This is a genomic window from Enterobacter cloacae complex sp. IR5402 (genome assembly GCF_049238125.1).
In the GTDB taxonomy this organism is placed as follows: Bacteria; Pseudomonadota; Gammaproteobacteria; order Enterobacterales; family Enterobacteriaceae; genus Enterobacter; species Enterobacter hormaechei_C.
Genome location: NZ_JBMKHO010000014.1, coordinates 53,992 through 71,678, shown reverse-complemented (window position 1 = coordinate 71,678; position 17,687 = coordinate 53,992). Strand labels below are relative to the sequence as shown.

The following is a 17,687-nucleotide window of genomic DNA, read 5'->3' as shown; positions in this document are numbered from 1 at the left end:
GCGTGAGCTATGCTGCCATCGCTGGTCCCTTCCCGTCACTTTGAAAACCCGGATACCAGCAGACAAATTTATCCTGCAGTTCGTTATTCAAAACGGCGGTCCGGGTCTGTAACAAATAATGAGCCCCTTTTCTGCTCCACTGCATCTGCTGCTTTTTGGCCATTCGTCTGGCGATCACTTCATTGATCGTGGATTCCACAAACGCGGTTGATACCGGCTCTCCGTACCGACGCATTTCGCCGTAGTTTGGGATCATCATCTTATTATTCCGGATGTAGGTATACATTTCATCCAGATGTTTTTGCAGGGATTTCAGGCTAGGATAGCTGAGTTCAGGGTCATCGCAATACATAACGCAATTATCAATATGTTCCAGCGCAGCGACAACATTGCCATGCCAGAGATATCGTTTAATGCTTTCCAGCAGTGCCAGAACTTTACTCCCCGCCTCTGGATCTGATACCAGCAGTCCCCGGGCATATTGCATGAGCACCTTCAGCCTCATGGTGATATGAAACCAGTCCAGCACATGCGTTGACTCAGGGTACATACCGAACTGGAGGTCCCTGAGATTATCCGCGCCGTCGGACAGAAAAAATATCTGCTGGTTGGCCTGCATTCCCTGCGCTGAAAGGTGGGTCATGAGCCTGCGTTCCGGATGACAGTCATCCTTCTGAACAAAACCGAAGCGGCGGGTGTCAGCAGGCGCACCAACGGAAAAAGACTTCCCGGCAATAATTTCAAAATTACGCTTTTTGTCATCCCGATCGCGAACATAACCACCATCTATACCCACCACAAGCGGTTTTCCTGGCCTGGGCAGGTTCCCCCAGTCGCGGGGGCAGCCGGAAAGAAAACCTGAATGAGCTTCAGCCTCAGCGTCAAGACGCTGCGCCACCTGGCATAAATGATTCCTCACCGTTGAGGCATTCAGGCTGTGGCCCACCGGCAGAATATCTTTCAGCAGACGAGTCGTCATTTCATAGGAGATCATCGAGGCCCAGCGGGTTTCAATATATTTCAGTGCCGGGTGAGAATAATCGCCGGCCCAGTCGCTGAGCAAACTGACTGTCTTTGTATCACTCTCTTCACAACGGCACCGGTACACCCGAAGCCCGGATACCGGAATAACGCCAAACAGCGTCCGGTACCGTATTTTCTGTTTGCCTTTGATTCTGCGCGCAGCAAGGCAGTGAGGGCACCGGATATGGTGTTGAGTATATTCGTCTGCCTGCAGCTGGACCACCGACTGCTGGACCGTATTCAGCAACAGCTTGGATTCTGACACCGATAATCCGATGTCGTTCCGGGTCTCCCCTGATTTCTGGATTGTCATCAGTTCCTCCGTTCGACTGGAGCCTGATTCATCGGTGATGACTATCTGGAGCGTCAGTTGCATCATTGCCTCCTGCTGTGGTGGATGACTATCTCCCGGCTACTGGTTGTTCATCTGGTGACGAAGCTTATAATATGTGGAAACGCCAAGGCCCGCATGGTCGCAGGCGATCCTGAGCCTGACCCCTCTGCTTCTGAGTGCGTCAATTTCCTGGATCTTTTTGATATCGGCGCCGGGGCGCCCTGTTTTTTCACCCCGTGCTTTTTTCGCGGCGATGCCGTCGGCCTGCCTTTCCTTCAGTAAGGCTCGTTCAAACTGGCTGAATGCCGACATCATGTGCAGCTGCAGTTCCTGCATCGGATTGTTTGTGCCGGCGCTGAACGTCAGCTGCTCTTTCAGAAAAATAAGGGTAACGCCCTGGTCACGAAGCCGGGTGGTGACAGCGCACATATCCGACATATTCCGGCAAAGGCGATCGATGGAATGAACCAGAAGCGTATCACCAGGGCGTAATTGCCCCAGGAGTTCCTGTAACCCCGGGCGGTTTGTGTCCTTCGCGCTGGCATGCTCAACACAAATTTTATCAGGCTGAAAACCCGCCTTTGACAATGCCTCTTCCTGACGGGCCGTATTCTGATCGGCCGAGCTTACCCTGATGTAGGCATATTGCACGCAAAACCTCCGGAAGGTCTTTAAACATCATAGAGATTTAAAGAATAATCCATAAACACTGATTTAGGGAGGTTTATAGACATTTTTTCGGGGATCTGAGAGGCATGCTGAAAACGTATACCTTTATAGACATCAGTCAGCGACGACGGCCCAGCCAGATAACTTCAGGCTCCAGTACCGGAGATGCAAGGTCGAGCCTGCTCAGTTGCCGGTTGATTTTGTGGCGGTTGAACCTGACAGCATCCAGGTCGTCAGCAAAAGGGCGGATCTCGCCGACCGTTGTTTCATCATCCGCATTAACGATAGCTTCAAGAAACGCCAGGGTTTTATCGAACTCATCCGCAGCTGTGGCTCCGGGCATACCATGGCCGCTTATACAAAACGGCGCTTTCAGCGTAGAGTTTTCATAAATGGCCTCAACACGAATGTCATGAAGCCAGTGCTCAAAGAAATTGTATTCATAGGTAAAGCGATCGCCAGCATCAAAAGCAAAATCATCAATCACGACCCGGAACGGATTATCGACAAAACCGATGCCTCCTTCGTAGGAGATACCGTAATCTTTGCCATAAATGTGAAATTGATGGAGATGGTCGTCCCCCCAGCCCTGCACTATCTGGAAAATGAAGTGAAGCGCGGCCAGTGACGTGTCGGCAGCAATTCTCAGCCGACGCCAGACCATCGGACTGACTCCATGAACTGCTATTTTGATGACGTAGATCTTCATAGTCAGCAGGTATTGTTATGAAATGATGGTGGTTATTTTAACCCCTGTAGATGGCATCATTCGATGGCTGCCCCGAGGTTTTTCATGCTCTCCTTATTGAATGCCTGCGCGCTGCTCGGCATTTTCACACCAGAATCTGGTAGCTGCGTTACCGGCTTTGCCGGGCGACGGCGCCACTGGCCTTCATTTTAATAGTTAACATTCGCTGGCGCCTCCATGTAGCCAGGCGGCATACTGCTCCTACATTTAAGAACAATGTGATCCTCCTACTCAATAAGGTCTGACTGAAGGTGCCGGCAATGCAGCTTTTTCACGGAACCAGACAGCGTTTTGATAAGTTTGATGTGGCATACAAAGGAACTGGTGAGTCCGGAAACATCGCTGCCTGCTGGTTTACGGATAATTTTAAAGGAGCCAGCAATCATGCGTTATTCAAAAACAGAAATCCCGGACTGCCACTGGTTTGCCGGTGTGAACTGAACACCGGGGCGATTATCGCTAATCACCGGTTGCCGCTCGCAGAGCAGCCCGATATCGCGGCACGTCTGAGAGATGGACTTCCAGTCAGCATCAGTAGCCAACTCAGTAAAGGCTGGGACTGGCATGCCCTGCGCGAGCCTCAATACAGCACTTACAAAGGGAGTATGCTTTATGTGGGTGACAGGCATGTAGATTCAGATGAAATGATCCGCCTTTACCTGAATTGTGGTATCCAGGGCGTTTATGACTGGGAAGGTATATTTACGGACAGCTATCTTCACGGTACAACTACCGTGATATTTGATACCAGTGCAGTGGCTATTATTGACAAAATCGAGTACGGATCTGACGACTGGCATAGCTGGCTGAGTGAATACCGGGAGAAGAATTGTGTTCTGGAAAGGGAACAGAAAGTACAGCAGGCTCACCACGGCTAAGAATAATTTTGAACATCTGCTGTCGGTTGCGTCTTCTCTGCCGGTCCAGGCTTTGCCGGATTTAATTCGCGCTATGGTCCGCCCTTTGCAGAGTGATTTCCTGCTCGCGGTGGCAGAAGAAGGAACCGATGCCCGTCCGGATTTGACACCCGGGGAATTTTTCTTTAATGCCATCACAGAGGTTCAGGACTATAGCAGTATGAAGGCGGGAGAAGTTAATCCAGAAGATTACCCGCTTTCTCTGGCCTCCGATATGGTTCTTCCCTGGCCGTGGAGTCTTTCCCGTTATATCGATAATGTGTCCCGGATTGGTACGGCAAAAGGAAGAGTATGGCAGCAGGATCGTACTAACCATTATGTTGAACTCTGGCTGCCCTGGCGCATTGGTTTTGTTCGGGGAGGTAATCACTCCATCACGGCCGGTATTCTGGCGGGTGAAGGAACGTTAATCCCTGAACACGTGTGGGATATGTCTTTTCTTTTTGAGCGAATAAGTACCGACGGGCTCTACTGGTATGTTGACGGTAAGAAAACTGAAGACGTGAAGTCCTGGCGTGCAGCTGCAATATTTGAGGCAGGCAGGCTAATGACTTCTCGTCCTGACGACAGATAAGGAATATGTAATGGATATCGCGCTTTTTCCCGGTCAGAGCCGGCGCCAGTGGGCTGATACAATGATCAATCTGGAAGCCCGAAAGCTTGTTAATACCGCAAATACCGTCGCGGCCATGCACCTCAGTGATTCACTGACCCGTCTGAAATTTGTGGATGAAATCAGACAGGTTGTCATGCAACAGTTTGACGCGGCAAGGAGAGCAAGAAATGATGAAGAGTGCATTTCCTGCCTGAAGAACCTCAGGGCTGAAAATGAGTTTCTACTTGAACAGTCGCGTATGCTGAAAACCGGTTATGCCCGGATCTACGCTGAAATACAGTACGTAACAGAGCAGAATAAAATTGTCGGATACTTCATATCCGGCATTAAGGTCGTTCTGGCCGGCGTACAGGCTGTGTTTGGCGGTGTTATGATCGCCACCATGACACCAGCTGGAATGCTTGCCGGTGCCGTTCTGGTCGGTGATGCCCTTAATACGGTATCACGGGAAGCAGCCCGTCAGCTCCTGAATGAACCTGCTTCAGAGGGGATCCTGGCGGACGGCGCCATGTCCGTAGCGGAGTTTATGGGTTTCAGCCGCGATGTCGGGCTGGGGATTTTTAATGCAACCACGCTTGCAGCCAGCGTTTATGGTGTGTTTGGTCTGACCGGGAAAGCTGAGGCCTGGCGTCTTTTCCGTTATCTTCCCGGAGACTATTACCGCAAGGTGGAAACCATGTCTCCGGGCAAACTGACGATGAAGGTTCTGGGATGGGGGGTCAGTGCAAAGGTGGTACTGGAACTCCTTACCCGTGATGACCGGAGTCGCTGATATGTGATCTCATCAGCTTCCATGATTTATAGCCAAGTCTGACCGGCATCACCAGAAGCAACACAATCAGCAGAAAGACGACGGCAACCACGCAGGAGATAACATGGCTGGCGCTGCCAAAAATCGCGGTGAGCAGGGTGATGATGACCATCCCGCCGGAGATCCAGGCTACCGACAGGAAATAGCCGGCCAGATCCTTCAGCACCTTTTCCAGCGAGTCCCCCGTCGCCTGGTGACGTTTGATTCTCGCTATTTCCTTACTGGTAAATCCTGCCGCGATAAGTTCCTGGTTGTTCTCTGTCATTCACGTCTCCTTTAACCTGATAAAAAGAATACACTATTTAGACGTCCCGTTCCTTCCTGCTTTTGCCTTCCCTGTCCGGATCGTTGTGCCGTTGCCGTTAAACAATCCATGCTTCCCATTTTTCCTATACTTACCCTTTAACGGCAGGAAACGCTTATGTGTGGACGTTTTTCTCAGTCACAGACCCGCGCTGAATACCTGGCTTATCTGGCCGGTGAGGTTGATGCCGGGTTTTCTGCAGTACCGGAGCCTATCGGACGCTACAACGTGGCGCCGGGGACCCGGGTACTGTTGCTCAGTGAAAGCAATGATCAGCTGCAGCTCGAACCTGTTCTGTGGGGGTATTCCCCAGAGTGGTGGCACAAAGCGCCCCTGATTAATGCCCGTGTTGAAACCGCAGCTGAGGGACGTATGTTTCGTCCGCTGTGGGAACGCTGCCGCGCCGTTGTGTTTGCTGACGGGTGGTATGAATGGGTACGTCAGAGGAACAAAAAACAGCCGTATTTCATTTACCGCAGGGACGGTCAGCCCGTATTCATGGCTGCCATTGGCGCACGACCGTTTGGTCTGAGGGATGACGGGGAAGGCTTTGTTATTGTCACGGCAGCAGCGGACAAGGGGCTTATCGATATCCACGATCGTCGTCCTCTGGTGCTGACGCCGGATGCCGCGCGCGAATGGCTACGCGAAAGTCTCAGTGGTGACGAGGCGGGCAGGACGGCCAAACAGGGGGCGGTGCCTGCTGAGGCATTCACCTGGCATCCAGTTTCCCCTGCGGTCGGCAACGTGCGGAATCAGGGGGCGTCGCTAATTGAACCTCTCTCGTGATGCTTGCTTCGCCAGCGCCAGGGTTCTGTCTGTCCAGGGACTGACCAGAGACCTGTAGCCTGACGACGGGCTTCGTCTTCCAGTGTTGCGTAGTCGCTCCGGACAGGTTTTCCGTGATACCGATATGCCCAGGCCAGTCCCTTACGGATCTGTTCGGCATTCACATCCTTCGCGCCAAGCCACACCGTGCCAAGCAGCCGGCCGTAACGATCCTCATCCTCGCCAGTGACGGTAACGATGCGCTGTGTCACCATCGATGAGAGTTCCTGTCTGGAACGCTGGCCAAAGGGTTGGTTCTTTTCAGGCGCATCGATACCGGCAAGACGAACACGCTTCAGCTGGTTCCCCTCACCAAGAATCTCAACGGTATCCCCGTCGAGCACACGAACAATCCTGCCGTTAATATCCGCACTTACCGGATAAGTCACGATGAGCAAACTAATTATGTACAGTGTCCGAAACATGTCTATATCTCTGGTTTTTTTATATATTGAGTGTCTCATTTTGAGACGGCAAAGTATATCTCGATGACGTGAATAGTGGATGTGTCTTATAGAGAAGGACTGGTGCGTTAAAAAGGGCACAATGTGCCCTTTAAGTTACCATCAGATATTATAAGTACACCATATTCACTTTAATGGATTACCAAATTCATTTAGGTACAGCTGACCGAATTTATAGGAAGCATAGTCGGTAAGATGTCCCACGTCACGATAGACAGTTACGCCATCAATATTTGTAATGCATTTACCACTAATGCACTGTATTGATTTAGGATCAATAAAGGTCAGCGTTGGGAACTCAGCCTTCATTTTACTCATCAGTTGCGTGACTTTTTCCCCGTTGGTATTTGCCGGGTTTTGCATATCACATTCATTGATGTCAAATGGGCGTCGATGAATAACATGCTGATTTATACAGTTTTGATAGTTGCGTGGCATGTTCGCAATGGTGAACATGATTATTGGCTTTGAACCAGAATCTATGATAGTACGTATGGCTGTACGTAACGCCATTTCGTATCGACTGGCTGAGAGTGCCTCACTTCGCTCATCCTCATCTTTAGTGATTAACTGGGCAGAAAAATAATTTGACCACACATGCCCTAAAATAACATAGTCATAGTGATTTGATTTTATATTATCATAATATTTCTCAGCGTTATCATGACATTCTTCATATTTGACGCCTTTATATTTCCACCAGTCATACTGATAAATTCCCGGTAATGCCAGGCACGAAGACGTGGTGAGGGAGTACATTTTTATGCCAGCATTCTTAGCCAAGACATCATAAAAACCCCAGAAATGGTTAGCATTTGAATCGCCAATCAGAAAGGCTTTCTTCGAACCTTCATGGTCGCCGAACTGACAGTCCGTAAGGTCCTGGCTTCCACTAAGGCAGCCATCCCTCGATGCGGCATTCTCGGAAGCGGAATTCAACAGCTGTAACGAGTGATTGTATTCATCGCTGAAGCGCTGTGGCAAACCATTCGTTTTCACGGTTAATGTGTAAAGGCCCGTGCAGACCGTAAGGGGGAGCAATACAAGCAGGATCATACTCTTTGCAAATGACAGCTTAACCCGGCGGAAGCGCTCTTCAATACCGTGATAGGTAAGCACTGCCAGTCCTGCAGTTATCACCAGCGCAATGCACAGTGTCTTGCCGGACAGAGTGATCTCAAGATAATTGAACGCTGCAAATATGGGCCAGTGCCAGAGGTACAGAGAATAAGAAATTTTACCTGTGTAGTTTATCGGTGCTAATTGTAAAGTTCGATTTACGAATGTGTTCTGGTTTATCAGTAATATTGCTGAGGCAAGGCAAACAAGCAGTGTCCAGCTATTTGGATATGCCTCAACTGGTATGCTTAAACCTGAAGTACAGATAAGTACAGCGATAGCTACTACTGCCAGAGGATTAGTTATCCATCTGTTGGTTATCTGAATTCTGTCCTTTAATAAAGCTACGCTTCCACCAATCAGAAACTCAAAAGCGCGCATATTTAATGAGTAGTAATGCTGACTGGACGAGTACAGGCTGATAAGAATAACAATTATTGTTGCAGTTAAGGTAAGTAACAACCAGCCATAAAGGAACGGTTTATACGCAAATTTTCTTTTAAATTTACTGACAAGCAGTGTCAAAATGGTCGCGAAAAGCGCAAAGAAAAAATACCACTGCCATTCAATTGCTAAAGACCATGTATGCAAAAGCAGGAAGTAATCAGAGTCAGGAGATGCGTATGCTGCACTAAGCTTATCAAAATACTGGTTTGATAAGAAAAGAGTGGTGTATTTGGCACTTTTTGCGAATGCGGTGTAATCGTCAGGAATGTAGCAGTATGTCGCTACAATGATGGCGCCGAGAATTGTCACCAGCAGTGCAGGCTGCAATCGCCATAATCTGCCTTTTATAAAATTAGTTAGTGAGAATGTTCCTCTTTCAATTTCACTGATGACTTTTCCGGTAATCAGGAATCCTGATATGGTGAAAAATATATCAACACCAATAAAGCCCGAAGGGAAGTACGATAATCCTGCATGGAATAATATAACAAGCAGGACAGCGGCAGCGCGGAGACCGTCTATGTCTTGCCGGTAATTTTGTACTGCATAGCTTTTAGTATGATTATCTAAAACTAAATCCATTTTATAATGGCACCTTACATTTACATATTTATGGTTATTAAGATTGTGGTCAGTCTATCGGGAAGCAGAGCACGCAATATTTCCCTGATATCTTATGATATCGTTTCTCAGCTACGTATACCAAAAATAAGTCGTGAGTGTTTGTCTTACGTCTTGCCTGGATGCTTATTTACATACGTCGTTAACAAGTAACTGAGTGGCATAGCTGATATTGAGGCCAGTCATATTCGTGTTGAGCGCATTTATCATGTCTGCACTGGTATAAATGACGCTGCCCTTCAGGATTCCCTGGTAACCTTTTGACGTCACCACAACAAGCTGTTCCGGGGTACAGAGCGCCTCCCTTCCTGCATACAGATCTGAATCGACGGCACGCAGGTACACCGGAGAGGCGGCCACCACAAACCGATCGTCAGGCCTCGACTGCATCAGCGTCCTCAGGGAAGCATACCGTCGTTCAGCAGGCGGGCAAGCTGTCAGGCTTTCCCATAGTCTGCTGTGACTAAACGGCATCGAGGAGAACGTTGCCTCATAAGGGACCACCGGGTCTGATACGTGCAGCAGCCCCAGACCCGCTGAAATCACCCACAGCTCTGCGCCGGTACGTTTTGCAGCCGCAGCAGCCCTGCTCCAGTGCTGGCCCGTATACAGTTCACCTGCTGTTATGGCAGCGCCGTCGTTCCGCGCCCTGGCCAGCCTTTCCAGCCAGACTTCATAAGCATTTCCGGCGTCGTGTTCATATGGAAAGACGGTTTGACCGGCTGTTATGGTTTTGCGGCGCGTGCAGGTGACGATGAGATTGACGTTGCCTGTGCTCATGACGGCATCCCCGCGCTGTCATCGTTCCAGACGATAACCGTGGCCAGATGGTCCGCCACCTCCTGCCCCGTGTAACCGGCCAGGATCGTCAGCGCCCTGGAGCCTGCGTCACGGGAGAGCGGACTCCGGAACCCGAATCCGTCCGTCATCAGGAGCCACTGCAGACGGTCAGTCCAGCGCTCGCCGGGTTTACGGACCGGCGAAAACACAATCTCCGTCAGTTGTTCGCGGTTGCAGTACAGCTGTCGCCGTTCCAGCTCATCCAGCAGGCTGTTCAGTTCGCGCCGGTCAGCGTCTTCCTGACTCATCTGAGCCCAGCGGATGCGGTGCAGCCGCAGCTCCTGTGCCTGTCCCGACGTGAATCCGGCCCTGGCCAGCAGGGTGTCCAGAGCGGCGCCGGAATCTTCTTCATACCCGGCAGCCGTGAGCGGGAACGCCTCCGGGCTTTCGCGCAGAACGTGCAGCAGCCGCGCCGGTGCCGGCAGCGACCGGAGGGCTTCCTCAGGGCTCACCACGGCAAGGCGAATATCCTCAGTCAGACCGGTGATCCCCTGTGCCTGAAGCGCGACGTCCAGCTGGCGGTACCAGGTGCCGGTCAGGTCTTCCGGCTCGGTACCGATCAGCGTGCCCGCCTCCGGCGTGGTGCTCTCATTGATCTGCATCCGGACCGCAATACCCGCCCCGTGGCAGGCCTGGAGCCACTGCGCCACCTGAAGGGGATCGCCCGTCATACGCGTCACCTGCCCGGCCGTGTTCCACAGCTGGAGACAGGTGGTCCCGTCGAGGCGGATGACGTAGTCGCCCCGGCACGCCAGGTGCCAGATGCCGTCCAGCTCCACCGGCCGGTCGTGAGCCTCGTCTGCCTGGCCGGGCGGGATCAGGGGCAGAACCCGGACCGTTGTCGCGCGCTGCTCCGCCAGGACGCGCGCCTGTTCGTCAGCGAGAAGCGGGGCGGCCAGCGCACGGCCGGCGTCCGTCAGCTCGACGGCCAGCTGCAGGTTCGGGGCTCGCAGGGTGCGCAGCCAGCCCGCAGCTTCCATGCGCCGGCAGGAGGCGCGGAGATTCGGCCCGTACACCGGGGCGTCCCCGCCCTGCTCCAGCACCCGCTCAATATCCCGCGTGGCCACCGGTCCCGGACGTTTCGCACCGAGGGCGGCCAGCACAATCAGCACCCGCCGCTGTAGCGGCGATGGGCGGCGGTGTTTCTCAGCGGCCATCGGCAGGCGGCTCCTGGTTTTCGAGGATCAGTCCGGCCAGAAGCCGAAGCTGTCTGCGATCCTCCTCACAGTCGCGCCCCGGCGCCCTCATTGATAATGCCAGTGAATACCAGAGCGCAATGGCGCCGCTGCAACTCCCCCTGTCAAAGGCAGCCGTGGTGGAAGAGTCATCCCGGGAAGAACTGCTGTGCCGGCTGAGCACGCGAAGGATGCTTTTGATTTCGTCAAGCAATTCGTCATAGGTGAGATTCAGTGTCGGCCCGGTACTGGACATGCTGCGCTCCTGGAATAATGAGTAACAGATTGCGATAAAATCATATCACGTATGATTCATTTGATATTAAGTTAATATCATATCAGAAGTGATTTCATGAATAATGATAAATATCACACTTAGTATGATTTTATGTGAGTGATTCAATTATCATATCCTTTGCGTGTTTCCCGCCGCGCAGATCCGGTTTCTGGCTAAATCGGATAACAGGGAGACGAACTTTGCACGAAGGGCATCGGGTGACATTTTCCAGAGAAAAAAAGGTCACTACCGCTTATTATTCATAAAATTTCTTATGGAACACGCAGAATATCTATGTTTGGAAAACTTCTAAAAAGTCTCTCATGGCAGGTGAGAGCTGAACTCCGACGGAGCCTGAAGTCGAACCGGGATTACAAAAAACTACGCTGGAACCCGGTGGAGAGAATACTTGTTTCCTGCTCCACCCATTACGTCCGGGCTATGCTAATTCTATGGTCCGCAGCCTTCGGGGCTGTTGGCGTGGTCGAATATTTTCGCCCTGTATTGCAACCTTTCGCTGTGCAGCATTTTAAGGGCATTACCAAGCTTTCAGACTGGATGTCTAATTTACTGGGTAGCCAGTTGACTATAATCGGTATTGTTTTTCCGCTGGTTGTGGGGCTTATAAGTGTTTTGTTTCAAAAGAAATCAGCAAGGATCCATATTCAGTCCGCGTATCAACTTCATTCCGGATATATGTTTGCGGGCCTGAGTGGTCTTTTACTGGCTGCATTTATCGTGTTGGGCGGTATGACGTTATCTATAGGTGACGGATATCTTAATACTTCTTTCGCCGTAACAGCTTTTGTGTGGATGCTTTTCAATATTACTCTGTCTATCTGGTTCTTCGTCTCGAGTCTGAATGTCCTGGATGAGAGCAAGCGCGATCGACTAATGAATAAGTTTTTTTTGTCTCAGATAGTGGATGACTATATTCAAAAAGCATATATTCTTGCTTGGCTCCGATATCCGGGGGTAAATATAGGTGAGGATTACCTCGGTAATATTAAAATACTGCCTTACTCAATCTCAGAGAAAGACGACATGCTTCATGTCAAATCTAATATCAGTAAAGGTGATGTTGTTATAGATATTTATATAAGGCCACTTTTATTTCTGCTAAGAAGGCTAGAGGCGGTAGATGGGCAGGATGCGGAAATTATCATTTTGCCCTCCTTTGGTGTTCGTTCTGGTGAACTAACTTTATTGTCATCGAGAAATGTCAAGCCTGTTTCAGGATTGTGGCGGTGGTTATTTAGCCGTTGTATTGTAACAGGGCGCCCTAAGAACAAAAGGGATCTGGATGATATTACTTTTGATTTCTTTGGTGAGGCTTACGATGCGCTTAACGATAAAAATATTAGCGTCTTCAGAACAGGGATTGAACGATTAACAGATACCTATACCTCTATCAAAAGAAGTTATAACTACGGGGTTGATAAAAATTATCTGGATGAAGTAAAAGAATCAGGTTTTAGCCATACTTTCAGCGATTCATTCCATTATGAATTGAGAAAGTTTTTTCGTGAATCCGTAAAATCAACGGAATATTCAGGCGAATATTTCCGTGAATCGATGGCCATTCCATTGCATGTGTACAGAAAAACACAGAGCACTCATTTTACCGATTTCAGACAATTTTTACTCTCGCTTTTCAGAGTATGGCATGTGTTAAACGAGTGGAAAGCAGGACAGGGTGTCACCCTCTCGGCCAGCCAGGAGCAAACTCATCAAGAACTTGTACGCCATTTTATTGGCCTGTGGGAGGGCTGGAGTATGAGCTCGATCATTGGCAAACCAGGGAGCGAAGATTCTACTGGGCGCCTGATGTATCATCTGCATAACACCGCCAGGCTGCTTATTCCGTCAGTGGTTGCAGATAATGCTTCTTCCGTACGATATGCTCACGACGTTCTCTGTCTCTGGTTTAACCAGAGCCGGTTTCCACGGCACTGGGAGGAAGAGTACCACTGGCACAGTTTCTTCCTGACTCCGGATTATCTGTCTCTGGATGAAACAGACTCGCAGTGGGCAATGTTACTCAGGGGGCGTCCATATAAAAAAGATGCGGCCTTATCCATTATGTTTGCAAATGCCTTGTCTGATTTACGCCTGTTAATGGCAGGTTATCTCATTGCGCATTTTGAACCCCAAGAAAAGATAGATTTAGCTGATCTTGTTAACCATATCATTACGTCTGAATTATATGAAGAAAGAGACACTCATGATACGCTGACACCTGCGTTCAGACGTTCTGTCGATATCATTGATATGATACTGAGAATTGAGCACTGTAATCTTCATGCGAATACAAACTGGTACAGCGGGCTATCAGAAACCATTGAGGTTATGAACTCATATAATGAAAGGCCTTACATTCCGGGGCGTACGTATACAGGAGTACATGAGGATTTAGGGAGCCTCTACGGAGCATTTTCCTTGCTGGCTATAAAGCTCGCCAGACCTGCTGAGCAGGTTACGCAGCGTGCTAATGACGCCCTTGCGGGAGGGTTGTTTTCCTATTTCAGTAAAGTGAGAATAATTTCTGTTCTTGAACGGCTGAAACGTGATCCTTCAGTCCCTTATGAAGGCTATATCATTTCAGACGCGGATTATGCAACGAACGTGGTTTTCTTTAATGACGTTCTGGATAAATACATTGAGGTCTTCAGTCGCAGCAAAGTGGCAGATATCGTTGCTGCCGAAGTAGATCTTGAACGTCTCAGGAATACCGACACTCGTCTGACAAAAGAACTTCCTGGGGTATTGTCTGAAGATACTCTGCTTAACTACTTCACTTTTTCTCAAAATTCAGAATGCGATCGCAACTGGCTGGTGAGATACATTCCTGTGAGTGTTCCCAAAGATTATGTTGCCAGAGAACTTAATAGTAATTTCTACGGAGATTTTCCGTCTGTATCAGATGTTAGGACAAATATTTACCACAGACTGCATAATTTACTGTGGCAATCACAGGCTAAATTAACGATGAAGGTCAAAAACCTCGAAACACTGTTAATGAAAGTCGCGCAACGGTCCGCCGATCAGCAGTATTACATACTGGTGAGCTATGGTTCCCGCTTTAGCGAAGAACTGAGGGAACTGGTTTATCAGCCGGAAAGGCATGACGCGTTTAGCATACAGGTTGATGTTTCAGCCAGAGGTAGCCGCACTCTGCCCTTCAGGATCAATAACTGTCTTATTTACCTTGTCCTCAATTCCGAACAGGAATTTTCGGTTATGGTCAGCGCGGAATCCTTCGGTGAACTCAGGCTGTTCAGGTACCCGGATGGAACCCTTTTTAACACCTTCTACAGCAGTAGTGACAATCCACTTGAAGGCGTGATGACAACGCTCTGGGAAATGGAGATGGAAATCACTGGTCCACTGGTGGCCCGGTTTGAACATCGCTGAGCAAAATTAAGGTGACCCCGGATGGGGTCGCTGTTAAATTGCTTTGTTGTTAATAATTAATTCAAATTGCGATACTTATAGCAATAATCTACTCATAACAACAATTCACTGTTTTTTGTGCTTATTCTGCAATAATCGTTCTCTTCCACTCCTGAGATCCGAAAAAAGGTTGTTCCGGATCTTACGGAAACGCCCCGGCGCGCAGCGGCACGAAAATACAAGATATGCCACTCCGTCAGCTGCTTTTTCTTCTATATATTGTGTTATCTCCCCTCACCTGTACCCGATAAGAAGGGGCCGAAAAGAGCGCTTCGCTTATTCTCTGACCGTGTTACACTTCCGGTAAGTTGCGGATAGCCAGAAAATCGGATCTGACCGGAACGGCCATCCGGTAATTTAATGGAGTGGTTATATGGCTGCTTATTATTATTCTGGTGATATTCACGACAGGAAAAATAAGCAGGGGAATATTCAGGTGAGTGACTGCACAGGTGATTATCCTTCGCGTCATCATTACTCTGAGTGACTATTGAACCAGATACTATTTTTGAGGCGAGGTATGGGGAAACCAACATTTAGATCATTTTACGATGTGGTCCGGGAGCTTGAGGATGTATATGGCCATCAAGAGCTGTGGCTTTACTCTGGCCTTAATGAGGACTGCCCAGTCGAGACAGCCCGCCGGCGTCAGGAATGGCGATCTCCAAAAATTCTCAAACGAAACGGCAGAATGGTGGCAGAACAATCAGGCCAGCCTGATTTCTGGGTGCTCACCGGTGATTACCATCTGCCGCAGTATGAACACAGCTGTCCGCCGTGGAAAGCCTGCCTCATCGATAAGATTTTTAAAACGAATGGTTTACTGTTCTGGTGATGGCTTCACAAGGCTTGCAGGCGGAATTCTCAGTTAAGGAAGGATTATGTGTGATTTATGCAGGGCGGACGGGAATTACTTCCATACGCCGGAATGCGTGTATGACCAGCTGGTCAGCGAGTACCCCGTGATGTGGCTGCGGGACTCGACCCGGATCGGCGCCTGCTACACCCTCCGCGAACTGCTGTCGCCGGAAGGGATGGTGCTGGCCATACAGAACGCACCTCCCGTGACGGGATGGCGGCTGCGCATGCGGTATAACGAGGCCATAGATGAAGAGATCGACCCGCAGCGCGGGGACTGTACCGAGCTGGCCTCCAGGGCTGACGCCCTGCTGGCCTTTGAGCCGTTCCGTGAAGACGCTGCGTCAGTATGACCGGCGGGATTTTTCAGTAAGGGAGCAAATATGGCTGACTGGTTTATCGCGACCGAAGGCGTGAAGGTGGTGAAGGACAGCGCCAGCCTGTGGCCGCAGATCATTACGGCGGTTTCATCTGCAGGTGCTGCATTCGGTGGTGTGTGGTACGGGCAGCGGCTGATAACCCAGCGGGAGAAGGAAGCAGCAGCGACAAAGCGAGAATCTGAGCTTTATTTTATTTCCACTCAGCTGGTATTTCGCCTCGAACGATTTGCCCAGGGATGCGCGGAGGTGGTTAATGATGAAGGGTTTGAAGATGATAAAGGGTACACACGTACTGGTATTAGCGCTGAGCCATTCTCAACAGAGGATATTGACGGTGACTGGCGGGTACTACCCAGCAGGATTCTTTACCGTATTCGTGAACTGTCAGTGCTGATCCCAGAAGCCAGCCGTTATATCAGTATTGTCAGTGACTATGATAATCCTCCCGACTGGCAGATGACCTTTAAAGAACGCCGTTATCAGTATTCACGTCTGGGTCTGCGTGCCATGATACTGGCCAGGCGACTGAGGCGACTTAATGCCATGCCTTCATCACACCTTGATAATAACAGCCCCTGGTCAGTACAGAACGTCTTATGGGCTGAGTGGCGAAAACAACGAAAGTCCAGAGCACGACAAGCTCGTGAGGTTCCTGACTATGATTTGTAAGGAAATTAGGGTGATACCAAGATATATGAACGGACCATGCGCAAACGAAGCCGCCAATGACATTATTTCCCTGCTGAAACTGTGTCAGCAATTGCAGTCTGAAAAGGACGGCAGGGAACGTCCTGCGCCCGGGACATATTCCCGCGATGAGGATGCGTTTGCCGATCGTATCCGTACAGCGTGCGGACATGCCCAGCAGCTGCGCCGGCTGCTGCCGGTGATGACGACGCTGAGCGCCATCGGCGCCGGGATGGAACGCCGGGGTGAAATCAGTCTGCTCCCGGGCGAAGATTACGCGCAGAAAGCACTGGCACGACTTACAGAGCAATACCTGTCCGGCAGGGACAACAAGCAATGATGCCGGCAATACCCGGCCAGGGTGTCTCATTTTCGGCCGCGCAGCTGCCGGTGGCCATCGACTACCCTGCCGCACTGGCCCTGCGCCAGATGGCCCTCGTTCAGGACGAACTGCCGAAATATCTGCTGGCGCCGGAAGTGAGCGCCCTGCTCCACTATGTGCCTGATCTGCACCGCAAGATGCTGCTGGCCACCCTCTGGAACACCGGCGCCCGTATTAACGAGGCGCTGGCGCTGACCCGGAGTGATTTTTCCCTGGTGCCACCCTACCCTTTCGTGCAGCTGGCCACACTCAAACAAAGGACTGAAAAAGCCGCCAGAACGGCAGGCCGGGCACCCGCCGGCAGTCAGGCTCACCGGCTGGTACCGCTTTCCGATGCGAGCTATGTCAGCCAGCTGGAAATGATGGTGGCCACGCTGAAAATACCTCTTGAACGACGTAACAAGCGAAGCGGCAGAACCGAGAAGGCGCGCATCTGGGAAATTACCGACCGGACGGTCCGCACCTGGCTCAGCGAAGCGGTTGAAGCAGCAGCGGCTGACGGGGTGACGTTCTCCGTGCCGGTGACACCGCACACATTCCGCCACAGCTATGCCATGCACATGCTGTATGCCGGTATTCCTCTCAAGGTGCTTCAGAGTTTAATGGGGCATAAGAGCATCAGCTCGACGGAGGTGTACACGAAAGTGTTTGCGCTGGATGTGGCGGCGCGTCACCGCGTGCAGTTCCAGATGCCGGAGACTGAAGCTGTGTCATTACTTAAAGGAACCATTTAA

The 17,687-nt window shown here is 50.4% G+C and carries 19 protein-coding genes; 10 read left to right on the top strand and 9 right to left on the bottom strand.

Annotated elements, in window-relative coordinates:
* Window positions 1–7: 7 nt before the first annotated feature.
* The 3 genes from ACOTXL_RS19310 to ACOTXL_RS19300 all read right to left on the bottom strand — a co-directional run bounded on the left by ACOTXL_RS19310 (window position 8) and on the right by ACOTXL_RS19300 (window position 2,735).
* Window positions 8–1,399 carry an ISKra4-like element ISKpn19 family transposase gene (locus ACOTXL_RS19310; RefSeq protein WP_001493761.1) on the bottom strand — a complete coding sequence of 464 codons (1,392 nt, stop codon included), beginning with the start codon at window positions 1,397–1,399 and terminating at the stop codon, window positions 8–10.
* Between the two features lie 36 nt (window positions 1,400–1,435).
* Window positions 1,436–2,008, bottom strand: coding sequence for a recombinase family protein (locus ACOTXL_RS19305; RefSeq protein ID WP_001493762.1), 573 nt, complete (start codon window positions 2,006–2,008; stop codon window positions 1,436–1,438).
* Window positions 2,009–2,144: 136 nt separating this feature from the next.
* Window positions 2,145–2,735, bottom strand: a complete 591-nt coding sequence (locus ACOTXL_RS19300) for a plasmid pRiA4b ORF-3 family protein (RefSeq protein WP_012477564.1) — start codon at window positions 2,733–2,735, stop codon at window positions 2,145–2,147.
* 299 nt (window positions 2,736–3,034) lie between these two features.
* Between ACOTXL_RS19300 and ACOTXL_RS19295 the strand changes: the two genes are divergently transcribed.
* The 3 genes from ACOTXL_RS19295 to ACOTXL_RS19285 are packed head-to-tail and all read left to right on the top strand — an operon-like array spanning window position 3,035 to window position 5,079.
* Window positions 3,035–3,652: a hypothetical protein gene (locus ACOTXL_RS19295; RefSeq protein WP_022650047.1), complete on the top strand. Its 618-nt coding sequence runs from the start codon at window positions 3,035–3,037 to the stop codon at window positions 3,650–3,652.
* Entirely contained in the window at window positions 3,606–4,265 is a 660-nt protein-coding gene (locus ACOTXL_RS19290) for a DUF6710 family protein (RefSeq protein WP_022650046.1), read from the top strand. Before ACOTXL_RS19295 ends, ACOTXL_RS19290 begins: the two co-directional genes overlap by 47 nt.
* A gap of 10 nt (window positions 4,266–4,275) precedes the next feature.
* Window positions 4,276–5,079 (top strand): DUF4225 domain-containing protein, encoded by an 804-nt coding sequence (locus ACOTXL_RS19285; RefSeq protein WP_022650045.1) that lies wholly within the window; start codon window positions 4,276–4,278, stop codon window positions 5,077–5,079.
* Here ACOTXL_RS19285 and ACOTXL_RS19280 read toward each other — a convergent pair.
* Entirely contained in the window at window positions 5,054–5,383 is a 330-nt protein-coding gene (locus ACOTXL_RS19280) for a hypothetical protein (RefSeq protein ID WP_012477573.1), read from the bottom strand. The two genes, ACOTXL_RS19285 and ACOTXL_RS19280, sit on opposite strands and share 26 nt — an antisense overlap.
* Before the next feature lie 156 nt (window positions 5,384–5,539).
* Between ACOTXL_RS19280 and ACOTXL_RS19275 the strand changes: the two genes are divergently transcribed.
* Window positions 5,540–6,211, top strand: coding sequence for an SOS response-associated peptidase (locus tag ACOTXL_RS19275; protein ID WP_012477572.1), 672 nt, complete (start codon window positions 5,540–5,542; stop codon window positions 6,209–6,211).
* On the opposite strand, the gene ACOTXL_RS19270 is transcribed toward ACOTXL_RS19275, so the two are convergent.
* The 5 genes from ACOTXL_RS19270 to ACOTXL_RS19250 all read right to left on the bottom strand — a co-directional run bounded on the left by ACOTXL_RS19270 (window position 6,178) and on the right by ACOTXL_RS19250 (window position 11,172).
* A complete protein-coding gene (locus tag ACOTXL_RS19270; protein WP_022650044.1) occupies window positions 6,178–6,675 on the bottom strand; it encodes a thermonuclease family protein in 498 nt (165 codons plus the stop codon). The genes ACOTXL_RS19275 and ACOTXL_RS19270 overlap by 34 nt on opposite strands.
* 165 nt (window positions 6,676–6,840) lie before the next feature.
* Complete coding sequence (locus tag ACOTXL_RS19265; RefSeq protein ID WP_012477570.1) at window positions 6,841–8,862, bottom strand: acyltransferase family protein; 2,022 nt, start codon at window positions 8,860–8,862, stop codon at window positions 6,841–6,843.
* A 165-nt stretch (window positions 8,863–9,027) separates the two neighbouring features.
* Complete coding sequence (locus ACOTXL_RS19260) at window positions 9,028–9,681, bottom strand: DUF6884 domain-containing protein (RefSeq protein WP_032635083.1); 654 nt, start codon at window positions 9,679–9,681, stop codon at window positions 9,028–9,030.
* Window positions 9,678–10,898, bottom strand: a complete 1,221-nt coding sequence (locus tag ACOTXL_RS19255) for a hypothetical protein (RefSeq protein ID WP_012477568.1) — start codon at window positions 10,896–10,898, stop codon at window positions 9,678–9,680. Before ACOTXL_RS19255 ends, ACOTXL_RS19260 begins: the two co-directional genes overlap by 4 nt.
* On the bottom strand, window positions 10,888–11,172 hold the full coding sequence (locus ACOTXL_RS19250) for a hypothetical protein (protein WP_022650043.1): 285 nt from the start codon (window positions 11,170–11,172) through the stop codon (window positions 10,888–10,890). Before ACOTXL_RS19250 ends, ACOTXL_RS19255 begins: the two co-directional genes overlap by 11 nt.
* Before the next feature lie 315 nt (window positions 11,173–11,487).
* Between ACOTXL_RS19250 and ACOTXL_RS19245 the strand changes: the two genes are divergently transcribed.
* The 6 genes from ACOTXL_RS19245 to ACOTXL_RS19220 all read left to right on the top strand — a co-directional run bounded on the left by ACOTXL_RS19245 (window position 11,488) and on the right by ACOTXL_RS19220 (window position 17,687).
* The gene (locus ACOTXL_RS19245) at window positions 11,488–14,607 is read left to right on the top strand and encodes a hypothetical protein (protein ID WP_012477567.1); all 3,120 of its coding nucleotides are present in this window, start codon (window positions 11,488–11,490) and stop codon (window positions 14,605–14,607) included.
* Window positions 14,608–15,166: 559 nt separating this feature from the next.
* Entirely contained in the window at window positions 15,167–15,481 is a 315-nt protein-coding gene (locus ACOTXL_RS19240; RefSeq protein ID WP_022650042.1) for a hypothetical protein, read from the top strand.
* Window positions 15,482–15,527: 46 nt separating this feature from the next.
* Entirely contained in the window at window positions 15,528–15,857 is a 330-nt protein-coding gene (locus ACOTXL_RS19235; RefSeq protein ID WP_022650041.1) for a hypothetical protein, read from the top strand.
* A 30-nt stretch (window positions 15,858–15,887) separates the two neighbouring features.
* The gene (locus ACOTXL_RS19230; protein WP_022650040.1) at window positions 15,888–16,553 is read left to right on the top strand and encodes a hypothetical protein; all 666 of its coding nucleotides are present in this window, start codon (window positions 15,888–15,890) and stop codon (window positions 16,551–16,553) included.
* A gap of 25 nt (window positions 16,554–16,578) precedes the next feature.
* Window positions 16,579–16,911, top strand: a complete 333-nt coding sequence (locus ACOTXL_RS19225) for a hypothetical protein (RefSeq protein ID WP_032623564.1) — start codon at window positions 16,579–16,581, stop codon at window positions 16,909–16,911.
* Entirely contained in the window at window positions 16,908–17,687 is a 780-nt protein-coding gene (locus tag ACOTXL_RS19220) for a site-specific integrase (RefSeq protein WP_022650038.1), read from the top strand. Before ACOTXL_RS19225 ends, ACOTXL_RS19220 begins: the two co-directional genes overlap by 4 nt.